Source organism: Streptomyces sp. DSM 40868 (assembly GCF_011820545.1).
In the GTDB taxonomy this organism is placed as follows: Bacteria; Actinomycetota; Actinomycetes; order Streptomycetales; family Streptomycetaceae; genus Streptomyces; species Streptomyces eurythermus.
The window spans coordinates 9,000,260-9,012,507 of sequence record NZ_CP050504.1 but is presented as its reverse complement, the minus strand read 5'-3'; the positions used below and the strand labels follow the sequence as shown (position 1 = coordinate 9,012,507).

Below are 12,248 nucleotides of genomic sequence, written 5' to 3'. Positions count from 1 at the left end.
GCCTTGGCCGACGCGCCGGCCCCGCCGAAGGGTGCCCATCCGTGGCAGGGGTGGACGTTCTCGGCGGGCCGGCGGTCGCACCGCAACCGCACGGACCTCGACGTGACGCGGGTGCCCGCTGTTCGGCGAGGACGGCACCTCGGTCTGAGCCGTCTCAGGCCGTGGCCGTCTCAGCTGCGGGCGGTGGCTTCCTGGCACAGGTCGAGGGAGCAGCGCAGCCGGACGCCGGGCTGTCCGGAGTCCCGCGTGGTGCGCTCCGCTGTCGCTGCCGCCCACCGGCCGGCGAGCATCTGCTGGAAAGCGAGGGCGGTTGTGTCGTCGGCGGCCGAGTAACCAGGCGTTGGCAGGAACCGGACGAACCGCCGCCGCCCGTTGGACGGTCACGGGGACGTACCCCCGGCCACGGTCCACCATGCGGGTCCGTTCGAGGGCACCGCCCGAGGGCAGTCCGTTGCCCAAACGGTCGCCTCAGGTGCCCTCGCATGTGCCGTGGTCCTGCCCCCGCGGCCCTGGTGAGGAACGGTGCGTGCGGGTATGACGGAGAGGTGATCGCTTACACGTCGGAAGGATCATGATGCACGCCCATCAGCCGGAACGGACCACCGGCGAACGCGAAAGGGCCAGAGGCCGGGTGACCGCGGCGCCTGCGCATACGCCCATGAGACCGGGATCCGATTCCCTGGCCGGGCTGCAGAGTGCCGTCGGGAACGCCGCCGTGGCGCGGATGGTGCAGCGCGCGGCGCCGGACACCCATCGGCACGGGGCGGGCTGCGGTCACGAAGAGGAGCCCGGGGTACAGCGGGAGGCCACCCGCGAGGCGGTGCAGCGGGCACCCGTCAACGACGTACTGCGCGGCTCCGGGCGGCCGTTGGACAAGCCGACGCGTACGGAGATGGAGAGCAGGCTCGGTGCCGACTTCTCCGACGTACGCGTGCACACCGGCCGGGCGGCCAGGGACTCGGCGGCGCAGATGGGAGCCCGCGCCTACACCGCCGGCAGTCACATCGTGATCGGCAACGGGGGCGGCGACAAGCACACCCTGGCTCACGAGCTGACGCATGTGATCCAGCAGCGCACCGGGCCGGTCGCCGGTACGGACACCGGGCACGGCTACTCCGTGTCCGATCCCTCGGACCGCTTCGAGCGCGCCGCGGAGGCCAACGCCCGCAAGGTGATGTCCGGGCCCGCGCCGGGCGTGCAGCGGAGGTCCGATGACGGGGCGGGGGCCGCGGGCGGGTCCCGGCCCGCCTCCGCCGACGCGGTGCAGCGGAAAATAGACTCCGTTACCACGGAGGACGCGATCGTTTCGTCCTACGCCCCCACCAAGGAAGGCGCGGAGCCCCTCCGGAACCTGCCCATCAAGCGCCCCAAGGTGGTGAAGGGCAAAATCCAGGTGACGTCCACCAAGGGCCGCCCGGCCGCACCCGACCCGCTCGCCGTCATCAGCCTGCACGAGGCGTACGTGAACAAGGCGGCGAAAGGCGCCCCGAAGCCGCAGAAGGCGGACGTATGGCGGGACCTGTTCGGGGGCGCGGGTTACGACCGCGGGCACGTGATGGGCCTGGAGGTGGGCGGCGAGGACAAGAGCGAGAACATCGTCCCGCAGTGGTCGCTCAACCAAGGCACCGGCGTCTGGCGGAACATCGAGCACGAACTCGTGGCCCTGAAGAAGGGCACGCTCGAGTTCCACGTCGTCTATGCGAAGGACGCCGGCAACCACCGCCACGTGATGATCCCGGTCGTGATCGACGTCTACCTCAATGGTGCCGTCTACAAACAGTGGGAGAACGGCCCCGACCCCAACGACCTGATCCGCTCCGGTGCCGACCCGAGCGACCGGGCCGAGTTCTACATGGCGGCCAAGGCCGCGCTCCAGGGCCACACCACGCTGACCGATGACGAAATGCAGAACTTCGCCCTGGCGGCGCTGAGCGCGGACAAGGCGGCCTTCATGGCCCTGGCGGACTACGTCGACAACACGGCGCAGGGCCAGGCCCCCGGGGCCAGCACCGCCGACGCCCACCAGGCCGGGATGAGCAAGAGCGACATCCCCAAGAAGAACCGGGACAAGCTGATCCAGGAGTACGTCAAGGCGGGCTGGGTGACCAAGAAGGGCAGCGGCCAATCGGCCGAGTACACCCTGCACGACGCGCCGCTCGACGTGGCGTCCGACAGCGAGAGCGACTCCGAAAGCAGTCAGCAGACCGATGTCAGCATGACCGACGCGCCCTCGCCTTCCCAGCACCAACTCATCATGTCCATGACTTTCGACTCCCAGGGCAGCAGCTCCGACCCCGACTACTCCCCCAGCCACTCCGACGACGATGCCATGTCGACCGATTCCTGACCCCACGACGGCCGGCATCGCGGACGCGCTCACCGCCGTCGGACGGCAGTACGGGAACACGGCCTACAGATCGATCTCGATCTGCTCCACGTCGGGGAATTCCACGCCCAGGCCGTGCGCACGTGTGTCGTCGGCGCGGAAGTACATCCGGGCGTGGCCGTCGTGCCGCGATCTGCCGAAGTCGGTTCTCGGTGGCGCCTTGGTGCCGGGCGGTGAAGAGGCGGTCCGCGAACTCGGCTGGCAGGGCCTGAGTGATGTCCGCGGATCCGGGCGTCGTCGATGGTGCCCGGCGCGGCGGTGAAACCGAACCGGAAACCGAACCGGGCGCGGGTGGAGACGACCAGGCCGTCGGTGGCGGCGGTTCATCTGTGCCTGGGCGCTTTTGGGGGTGGGCGGGTGAACGCCGACTCAAGCGTGAGCGTGCGGTCGAGAACCGTCCCCGATCGAGTCCGCCATCGTGGGCCACTCCCCTTCCCCGGTGGCCGGGTCGGCCTCATGAGGTTGGCGATGTCGAAGACGCCGCCGTGCTCCTCGAACATCTGCTCCACCCGCAGGACGGTCTGGGTGCCCTGGCGCTTGACCATGCCGGGCGAGACACCGAGCCGGAACGTGCCGGGGGCCGGCTTGCCCTCGTCCGCGTGCGGCAGGAAGTCGAGCGGGGAGAGGCCGGGGGGACGAAGGGCTCCGGTGCGGATCGCGACCGGCCGCTTCGCCCGCCGGTCGCTCATCCGCAGGTCAGCCCCGGAAGACAAGGTCCCGCGACTCGTATGAGCCGACAGCGCAGCGAACGCTGTCCACCGGACGGTGCCGGGCGCATGCGCGGTGGCCCGGCCGCCAACGGAAAGCATATTCCGTTGATGTGGTCACCCCTCTTGCCGGGTGGCCGGGCGGGCCGTTACGTTCCCAGCCAGTGATCATCTACGCGCGTCACGTCACCAGGGGAGAGCTTCATGCGCATGCGCAAAACCGTCCTGACCACCATCGCCGTGCTCTGTGCGGGAGGTACCGTGGCCGCCGGCGCGGGCGTGACCGTGGCGCGGACGAGTGGCGCGCCGGCGCTCACAGCCACCGGATGGACGCAGGTCGGCCACGATGTGAAAAGCGGCGTCAGCGGACTCAGCGTCACCTCGCGCACGGACAGTACCTACCGGGTCCTGATCACCCTGGACAACAAGCGCCCCGGAGAGAACCGCATCGCCCAACTCGACTACCGCGCGGGCGAGTCCGGCCGTACGACCACTGTGCGGCCACTCGAATGGCGGGGCGGTGCCGAGCCGATCGACGTGGAGGCGATCGAATCGGTGCCAGGCACCACCGACGAGTATGTGGCCGTGTCGAGCCGCGGCCTCGTCCACCACCTCGAGGCCACCGAAGACGGGAAGGCCGTCCAGGTACGCGACCTCTCGCCGCTCCCGGCGATCGGTCAGGGCGACGATTTCGAGAGCTTCACGCTTGTCTCCCGGCACCACAAGCTGGCGGCGGTCTGGGCCGACCGGGGCGAAGGCGACGGCCGACCCGCGACGCTCTACGCGGCACCGCTGTCGTTCAACCAGTACGGGGAGTCGGTGTTCGGCAGGGTGACGAAGGCCCCCTACCGTGCGCCGTATCCCACCCGGGACGTCCGGCACGCCTCCGACCTCTCCGTCACCGACTCGGGCCGACTGCTGATCGCCTCGGCGTCGGACGAGGGGGACGACGGTCCGTTCGACTCGGCGGTGAGCGACGCGGGCTCGGTGTCGCTCGACCGCTCGGGCCGGGTACGGCTCACGCTGTCCCGTTCCCCGGAGATCCTGCGGAAGTTCACGGGCCACAAGGTCGAGGCCGTGGACTGCGTGTCCGGCTCCGACACCGCGGTCCTCGGCACGGACGACGAGAACGCGGGCGGCGCCCTCACCACCGCCCGCATCTGCCACTGAGGACCCGGCTGGATTCGGGAACCGGCCGGCCGCGACGATCTCCGCGCCCTGCACTCCGCGCACAGCCGGGAGCGGATGCACAGAGCCGGCCTACGGCACGGCAGGCCCGGCCCGGCCCGGGCGGTCGGGTCACGGTCCGCGCGGTGACGCCTGTGCAGGATGACCGCGGCCCCCGCCTGGGCTTCACCGTGTCGCGATGGCGGTCGCGCTGCGCAGCCGTCCGCGGCTGTCGTCGCGCCCCTGGTACATCCCGCAGCCGACCTGCGTCGGGGCACGGGAGTGCCACCCGCGTCCCGCGCTCCACTGACTCCAGACCGCTGCCGGGCCGTACCGGGGGGTGTCGCCGCCGCGCGCCGGATCCGGCCGCGCCTCGCCCGCGCGCCGCCCCGGCGGTGCCGGGGGGCGCAGGCGTGCGGGTGCACCCGTCCATGCCCATGTGAACGCCGGGGGGACGAGGGCGGCGTGCGGAGTGCTTGTCCGCTTCAGATCACGCCCTGGGCGAGCATCGCGTCGGCGACCCGTTCGAAGCCGGCGATGTTCGCGCCGGTGACATAGTCGCCCGGGGCGCCGTAGCGTTCCGCCGTCTCGTGGCAGGTCGCGTGGATGTCCCGCATGATGTGCGCCAGCTCCTCCTCCACCCGGGCCGGCGACCAGGCCGTCCGCGCGTGGTTCTGGGCCATCTCCAGGGCGCTCACCGCGACCCCGCCCGCGTTGGCGGCCTTGCCGGGGCCGAAGGCGACACTGGCGCGCTGGAAGAGGTGCACCGCCTCGGGCGTGGTGGGCATGTTCGCGCCCTCGGCGACCGCCTTCACGCCGTTGCGCACGAGCGCGGCGGCGTCGTTCTCGTCCAGCTCGTTCTGGGTGGCGGACGGCAGTGCGACGTCGGCCGGGACCTCCCAGACCCGTCCGCCCGGCACGAACCGGGCGGAGGACCCGCGCCGTTCGGCGTACTCGCTGATCCGTCCGCGCTCGACCTCCTTGACCTGCTTGAGCAGGTCGATGTCGATGCCCTTGTCGTCGACGACGTACCCGCTGGAATCCGAGCAGGTCAGCGGATTGGCACCCAGGGCGAGCAGTTTCTCGACGGTGTAGATGGCGACGTTGCCGGAGCCGGAGACGACCGCCGTCTGTCCCTCCAGGTCCTCGCCGCGCTCGCGCAGCATCGCAGCAGCGAACAGCACGCTCCCGTACCCGGTGGCCTCGGGCCTGATAGCCGAACCGCCCCAGCCCGTTCCCTTGCCGGTGAGGACACCGGCCTCCCAGCGGTTCGTGATCCGCCGGTACTGCCCGAACAGATAGCCGATCTCGCGTCCGCCGACCCCGATGTCACCGGCCGGCACATCGGTGTGCTCGCCGATGTGCCGGTACAGCTCCGTCATGAACGACTGGCAGAACCGCATGATCTCCGCGTCACTGCGGCCGTGCGGGTCGAAGTCGCTGCCGCCCTTGCCGCCGCCGATGCCGAGTCCGGTCAGCGCGTTCTTGAAGATCTGCTCGAAACCGAGGAACTTGATGATGCCGAGGTTGACGGACGGGTGGAAGCGCAAGCCTCCCTTGTACGGGCCGAGCGCGCTGTTGAATTCCACCCGGAAACCCCGGTTGACGTGCACGCGACCCTGGTCGTCCTGCCAGGGTACGCGGAAGATGACCTGGCGCTCCGGCTCGCACAGCCGCTCGATGAGGCCCGGCTCGGCGAACTCCGGCCGCGCCGCAAGCACCGGGGCGAGCGAGTCCAGCACCTCGTGCACGGCCTGGTGGAACTCGGGTTGGGCGGGGTTGCGCCGCTCGATCTCGACGCGCAGGGCGTCGAGCCGGGTCTTGCTCTCGTCTCGGGTCGTCACAAGGTCCCTTTCTGGCACGGCTGTTCACCGGTACGAGTCCGGTGAAGAGGCGCCCGGCTCCATTGCCGCGCGCAGGACGGGCCGCCCCGGAACCCTCGTCAGCCGGCACACCGACCTCCCGGGAAACGGCCACCCCCTCAGTGTTACCTCTGTGTAAACCCCAAGGCCAGCAGGGTCGCACAACTGTCCGAAGTCTGAGATCACATACTGTCGCGGCGACCCTACGGCCGTGCTGGCGGTGAGGGCCGGGCTGAGACCCGCACCGGTGGCGGCATGGGCCGACGAGGCTGCGGCGATGCTGGAGACGCAGCCGAGGACACCGTCGCACGCCCTGCCGTGGCTGCCTTCGGCGCCTTCGGTTGCGGGATGTCCCGTTGCCAGGACTCACCACCGATAAGCGAGCCTACGAAGTAGCTGTCGCAGGACGGCAGTTCATTCCCGTCCGGGCTCTTGACGGGGGCCGGTTCACAGCTATGGTCCAGACCTAGTGAGTCAGGTCCGGACCAGCATCGGCGCCCGCGCCCCGACCCGTGGCGGCGGTCTCGGTGCGCACGGAAGGGAGTGGCAGGGCATGCGCGCGAGAAGACAAGTGGCCGTCCCCGTCGGCGCGCCGGTCACTCCCCTGCTCATCGCCGGCGTTCCAGAGGCCCCGGTCGGCGCCCATGGCCGGGTGGCCCTGCCCGCGAGCCGGCAGGAGCGGTACGCCGAGGGCATCGTCCCCGGGGGCCGGATCGGGCACGAGCCGCGGGGCGGGGAGGGGCTCGAGAGCCCGCCCGGCCGCAGCAGCGGACACATCGAGTACGCCGAACTCGGCGACAGCACACCCTCGCAGGTCACGTCAGTCGCTTCGAGCGCTGCGCGCACCTGGCAGGAGACGGCACGGCAAGCCACCGGCAACGGGCAGGTCTTCATCGGCGACCGGAAGTTCGCCAGGGGGCACCGGCGCCCACACGCGGCCCGCCGTCGGCGTCGGCCTCGTTGACTCCGGCGGCGTCACCGGCCAGTGGTGCGTCCGGGAGGACCTGGGAGCCTGCCCGGCCTGATCCCGGGCACGTCGGCGCGCGTTCCCCGGGGCGCGCACCCACCCAAGCCCGGGGCATGCGCGCCCGGGCGGCCCCGCGCGGCCCGGACCCGCACGCATGCGGCACCCGGCACCACGCTGTCGGCGGCGGGGCCTTCGTCGGGAGGAGCAGGTCTGTGGAGACGGCACAGCCGGTGGAGTCCTGGGCGGAGTTCGGGCGGCGGCTGCGGGCCTGGCGCAGACGGGCCGGGCTGACCCAGTCGCAGCTCGGGCTGAGGGTGGGGTACCACCACAGCCTCATCAGCAGGCTCGAGGCGGGACTGCGCGAACCGCCGGCCGGACTCGTGGGCCGGCTCGACTCCGTCCTGGGCACCGGCGGCGAGCTGGCGGCGGTCGTCGCCGCCCCGGTCGGGGCGCCGTACCGCGCCGAGGGCCCGCCGGCGAACCCGCGGCTGTTCGCCCCGGTGCCGGGCGGCGGAGAAGCCCCCGTCGGCCAGGACGTGCTGGACCCCCTGCTGTGGCCGTCGGAGCTGCCCGCCGAGGGGCTGGCGTGCCCGCTGCACGGCACGGTGGGCTGTGCGGTGCCCGACCAGGCGGGGACCCCGTACCTGCTGGACCTGCTGACCGCGCCGGGGGGCGGGTCCGACGGTCTACCGGGCAGCGAGTCGGAGGTGCTGCACGCGCTCACCGCGGTCCTGGCCTGTCTGATCCGCGGCGCGCTGCACCGGGGCGCGTCCGACGGCGTGAGCACGGTGGAGCGGCTGTTACGGGCTCTGGTGCGGTGGGCGGGGGCGGCGAACTCCAGCGGCCGGCTGCCGTACGGACAGCTCCGGCTGGCCGCCCAGTACGCGCAGGTCGCCGGGCGGCTGCGGATGCAGCGCGGACAGAGCAGCATCGGCATGGCCTGGTTCGGTCACGGCCTGGGCTGGGCGGACGCGGTGCACGACGTCCCGGCCCGGGCGACCCTGCTCAGTGACGTGTGCACCCTGGTCCGGCTCGACCGCGACGCCGGCTCGGCACTCGCCTACGCCGAGGCCATCGGCGCGGTGGACCCCGGGCGGCGGTGGGTGGTCACCCTCTCCCACCTGTACCGGGCCCGCGGGCACGCGCTCGGCCACGACCCCGCCGAGTGCCGGCGGCACATCGCCCTGGCCCGGCGCTCGTTCGCCCGCCTCGGTCACCGGGACCTGCTGGAGGCGCCCTGGCTGTCCGGCGCCGAGGGCGAGATGAGGGTGGAGTCGGCGATCGGCGGGGCGCTGCGCGACCTGGCCGCCGCGACCGGCGACCGGGTGACCGCGCGGCGCGCCGTCCACGCCACCGCGCGGTCCTGTGCCCAGCTGCCGCCGCTGATGCGGGAGACCCGGCTGCTGCTCACCCTGCGCCTGGCCGACAGTTGGGCGTGCGCGGGTGACCCCGGCGCGGCGGTCGCCCTGGCGGCCCCGGTGCTCGACCAGGCGGTGTCCTCGCGCGAGTTGGTGATCAACGCCGAGTTGCGCGGACTGCACGGCAGGCTGCTCGCCCGCTGGGGTGACATGCCGGAGGTCAGGGAGTACCGCGAGCGGCTGCCGGCCGCGGGGATCTGAGCGGGTTCCGCTCCCGGGCCTTTGCCGGTTTTTGCCAGGACGGGACGGCGGGCCGCGAGCCGTTGACCCGGGCGCGCGGCGATGTGAGGGTTCGGCCAGCCCGGCGGCGTGGCGTGCCACCCCGGCGCGGGGCGGGCGGAGACACCGGCACACCGCGCACACCGGCCCCTTCATTGGCATGCCCATGCCCATCAGATGCCGGGCGAGCCCCACGACCTCTCACAAGGAGCGACAACGATGCTGAGAAAGCTGGCCGTGGCCGGGACATCCCTGGCCCTGACGCTGGGAGGGGTGGTGATGCCGGCCGCCTTCGCCTCGGCCGCTCCCCACACCGCTCCCCCGGCGGGCAAACCGGAACCGACCCCCGTCGCCAGAGCCGTCGCGGCCGCCGACCGGGCGGCCCGCAGCGGCCTCGACGCGCTGGCCAAGGGCCCCGAGGAGCAGTACGACCGGCGGCAGGTCACCCCCTGGGTCAAGGGCCTGTACTCCGTCGCCTACGAGCGCACCTACCGGGGCCTGCCCGTGGTGGGCGGCGACGTGGTCGTCCTCGCCGACGGCGACGGCCGGGTCCGCTCGGTCCAGTCCGCCACCAAGGCCAGGATCGCGCTCTCCACCAAGGCCCGGGTCACCGCCGCACAAGCCGTCCGCACCAGCCGGGCCCGGCTCGCGAAGACCGAGAAGGTCGACTCCCGGCGCCTGGTGGTGCGGACCCGGGGCGATCGCGCCACCCTCGCCTGGGAAACCGTCCTGTCCGGGCGCACCGAGGCGAACGTCCCCAGCCGGCTGCACGTCTTCGTCGACGCGCGCACCGGCAAGGTCGTCGACACCTACGACGACGTGCGGGCGGGCAGCGGCACCAGCAAGTGGAACGGCCCCAACCCGCTGACCATCGACACCTCCCGGTCGGGCTCCTCCTACGTGCTGCGCGACACCACCCGGCCCGGACTGCAGTGTTCGGACTACAGCGGCGGCCTGTTTACCAAGGGGACCGACACCTGGGGCACCGGCAACCCCACGAGCAAGGAAACCGGCTGCGTGGACGCGATGTTCGCCGCGCAGAAGGAATCGGACATGCTCAAGAACTGGCTCGGCCGCAACGGGCACGACGGCAACGGCGGCAGCTGGCCGGTCCGCGTCGGCCTCAACCAGCTGAACGCGTACTGGGACGGCTCCACCATCACCATCGGCCACAACAGCGCGAACGAGTGGATCGCCGGAATCGACGTGGTGGGCCACGAGTTCGGCCACGGCCTGGACTCCTTCACCCCCGGCGGCGCCAACCACGAGAGCGGACTGGGCGAGGCGACCGGCGACATCATGGGCGCCCTGACCGAGGCGTACGCCAACGAGCCGGCGCCGTACGACACGCCCGACTACACCGTCGGCGAGATGATCAACCTCCAGGGCCGCGGACCGATCCGCAACATGTACAACCCCAGCCAGGTCGGCAACAACCCCAACTGCTACTCCGCGTCGATCCCGCAGACCGAGGAGCACGCGGCGGCCGGCCCGCTCAACCACTGGTTCTACCTGCTGGCCGAGGGCTCCAACCCCGGCGGCGGCAAGCCCTCCAGCCCCACCTGCGACAACTCCACCGTCACCGGCGTCGGCATGCAGAACGCGGGCAAGATCTTCTACGGCGGCATGCTGCTCAAGACCAGCGGCATGACGTACAAGCGCTACCGCACCGCCACGCTCACCACGGCGAAGAACCTCGACGCCAGTTGCTCCCTGTTCAACGCCACCAAGGCCGCCTGGGACGCGATCAGCGTGCCCGCGCAGACCGGCGACCCGACCTGCGCCGGCGAACAGACCGACTTCTCGCTGGCGCTCAGCCCCGCCTCGGGTGACATCGACGCGGGCTCCTCGGCGCGCGCCACCGTCAGCACCAGCACCGTCTCCGGCAGCGCCCAGCAGGTCTCGCTCACCGCCTCCGGCGCACCGACCGGGGTGAACGTCTCCTTCAGTCCGGCGACGGTCACCTCCGGCGGCAGCTCCACGATGACGGTCTCCACCTCGTCGGCCACGGCCGCCGGCACCTACCAGATCACGGTCACGGGCACCGCCGGCACCAGGACCCACACCGCCCAGTACACGCTGCGGGTGGGCGGCGGTGGCGGCGGCAACCCGTCCACCCCACCGGACGTCGACGTGGCCAAGGTGCAGGCACACCTGGCCCAGCTGAACACCATCGCCTCGCAGAACGGCGGCAACCGCCGCTCCACCACGGCCGGTTACCGGGCCTCGCTCGCCTACGTCAAGGACCGGCTCCGGACGGCGGGTTACACGGTCACCGAGCAGACCTGCACCTCAGGCTGCACCGCGGGAGCGGGCAACAACCTGATCGCCGAGTGGCCGCAGGGCGACGCGAACAACGTCTACATGTTCGGCGCACACCTCGACAGCGTGTCCGCCGGACCCGGCATCAACGACAACGGCTCCGGCTCCGCAGCCCTCCTGGAGACCGCGCTGACCCTGGCGCAGTCCAACCCCGCCATGAAGAACCGGGTCCGCTTCGCCTGGTGGACCGACGAGGAGCAGGGCCTGAACGGCTCCGACTTCTACGCCCGTTCGCTCTCCACGACCGAACGCGCCCGGATCAAGGCGTACTACAACTTCGACATGGTCGCCTCGACCAACGCCGGTTACTTCGTCAACAACCTGAACTCGGCCGCCGCGGCGCCGATGAAGACCTACTGGGACTCCCTGGGCCTGGCCCCGCAGGAGAACGTCGAGGGCCAGGGCCGCTCCGACGACTACTCCTTCCAACAGGTGGGCATCCCCACCTCCGGCTACGCCACCGGTGCCTCGGCCGTGAAGTCCGCCGCCGAGGCCGCCAAATGGGGCGGCACCGCGGGCCGCGCCTACGACGCGTGCTACCACTCCGCCTGCGACACCACCGGCAACATCAACGCCACCGCGCTGAACCGCAGCGCGGACGGGATCGCGTACACGATCTGGAAGACGGCCGTCGGTGACGCGCCGGCACCGGCCGACGACTTCTCGATCTCCGCCAGCCCGGCCGCCGGCACAATCTCGCCCGGCTCGTCCGCCACGGTGACCATATCCACCGCCACCACCAGCGGAAGCGCCCAGAGCGTCAGGCTGTCGGCGTCCGGCGCTCCGGAGGGTGTGAGCGTGTCCTTCAGCCCGTCCTCGGTGACCTCCGGCCAGTCCTCGACCGCCACCGTGCAGGTCGCCGCGGGGACGCCGGGCGGCACGTACACCCTCACCATCGCGGGAACGGGCGGCGCCAGCCACACCACCACCTACACCCTCACCGTGCCCGGCGGTGGCGGCGACACCACCTGGCGGGTGGGCACCACCTACGCGGCCGGCGACGTCGTGACCTACGACGGCGTCAGCTACCGGTGCGTCCAGGGCCACACCGCCTACCCGGGCTGGGAGCCGCCGAACGTGCCCGCCCTGTGGCAGCGCATCTGACGGTCGCCACCCGGCAGAACGCACGCGCACGACCGCACACCCCGGCCCCGGCCGGTCCCCGTGGGACGGGACCGGCCGGGGCGAGGAGGAACCGGC

The 12,248-nt window shown here is 72.0% G+C and carries 8 protein-coding genes; 5 read left to right on the top strand and 3 right to left on the bottom strand.

The genetic code is table 11. The features are described from left to right. Nucleotides 1–170 precede the first annotated feature (170 nt). Complete coding sequence (locus HB370_RS42350) at nucleotides 171–290, bottom strand: DUF6207 family protein (protein WP_348273519.1); 120 nt, start codon at nucleotides 288–290, stop codon at nucleotides 171–173. 368 nt (nucleotides 291–658) lie between these two features. On the opposite strand from HB370_RS42350, the gene HB370_RS40485 reads away from it, so the two are divergent. Next, entirely contained in the window at nucleotides 659–2,347 is a 1,689-nt protein-coding gene (locus tag HB370_RS40485; RefSeq protein ID WP_244405938.1) for a DUF4157 domain-containing protein, read from the top strand. 362 nt (nucleotides 2,348–2,709) lie between these two features. Here the strand turns inward: HB370_RS40485 and HB370_RS41470 are convergent, their stop codons facing one another. Continuing rightward, the gene (locus HB370_RS41470) at nucleotides 2,710–3,099 is read right to left on the bottom strand and encodes a hypothetical protein (protein WP_208974485.1); all 390 of its coding nucleotides are present in this window, start codon (nucleotides 3,097–3,099) and stop codon (nucleotides 2,710–2,712) included. Nucleotides 3,100–3,297: 198 nt separating this feature from the next. Here HB370_RS41470 and HB370_RS40475 point away from each other — a divergent pair, with 198 nt between their 5' ends. Beyond that, entirely contained in the window at nucleotides 3,298–4,263 is a 966-nt protein-coding gene (locus tag HB370_RS40475) for a hypothetical protein (RefSeq protein ID WP_244405936.1), read from the top strand. Nucleotides 4,264–4,745: 482 nt separating this feature from the next. Here HB370_RS40475 and gdhA read toward each other — a convergent pair whose 3' ends face one another. Beyond that, complete coding sequence (gdhA, locus tag HB370_RS40470) at nucleotides 4,746–6,104, bottom strand: NADP-specific glutamate dehydrogenase (protein ID WP_167513257.1); 1,359 nt, start codon at nucleotides 6,102–6,104, stop codon at nucleotides 4,746–4,748. A 571-nt stretch (nucleotides 6,105–6,675) separates the two neighbouring features. Between gdhA and HB370_RS40465 the strand changes: the two genes are divergently transcribed. The 3 genes from HB370_RS40465 to HB370_RS40455 all read left to right on the top strand — a co-directional run bounded on the left by HB370_RS40465 (nucleotide 6,676) and on the right by HB370_RS40455 (nucleotide 12,152). After that, nucleotides 6,676–7,086, top strand: a complete 411-nt coding sequence (locus tag HB370_RS40465; protein ID WP_167513256.1) for a chitin-binding protein — start codon at nucleotides 6,676–6,678, stop codon at nucleotides 7,084–7,086. Between the two features lie 215 nt (nucleotides 7,087–7,301). After that, on the top strand, nucleotides 7,302–8,708 hold the full coding sequence (locus HB370_RS40460) for a helix-turn-helix transcriptional regulator (protein ID WP_244405934.1): 1,407 nt from the start codon (nucleotides 7,302–7,304) through the stop codon (nucleotides 8,706–8,708). Between the two features lie 237 nt (nucleotides 8,709–8,945). Next, nucleotides 8,946–12,152 carry a M28 family peptidase gene (locus HB370_RS40455; protein WP_167513254.1) on the top strand — a complete coding sequence of 1,069 codons (3,207 nt, stop codon included), beginning with the start codon at nucleotides 8,946–8,948 and terminating at the stop codon, nucleotides 12,150–12,152. Nucleotides 12,153–12,248: the final 96 nt, after the last annotated feature.

Excerpts from the sequence above, each read along its gene's own strand:
- HB370_RS42350 (WP_348273519.1), bottom strand. The coding sequence starts at position 290 with ATGCTCGCCGGCCGGTGGGCGGCAGCGACAGCGGAGCGCACCACGCGG.
- HB370_RS40485 (WP_244405938.1), top strand. The coding sequence starts at position 659 with ATGAGACCGGGATCCGATTCCCTGGCCGGGCTGCAGAGTGCCGTCGGG.
- HB370_RS40475 (WP_244405936.1), top strand. The coding sequence starts at position 3,298 with ATGCGCATGCGCAAAACCGTCCTGACCACCATCGCCGTGCTCTGTGCG.
- HB370_RS40465 (WP_167513256.1), top strand. The coding sequence starts at position 6,676 with ATGCGCGCGAGAAGACAAGTGGCCGTCCCCGTCGGCGCGCCGGTCACT.
- HB370_RS40455 (WP_167513254.1), top strand. The coding sequence starts at position 8,946 with ATGCTGAGAAAGCTGGCCGTGGCCGGGACATCCCTGGCCCTGACGCTG.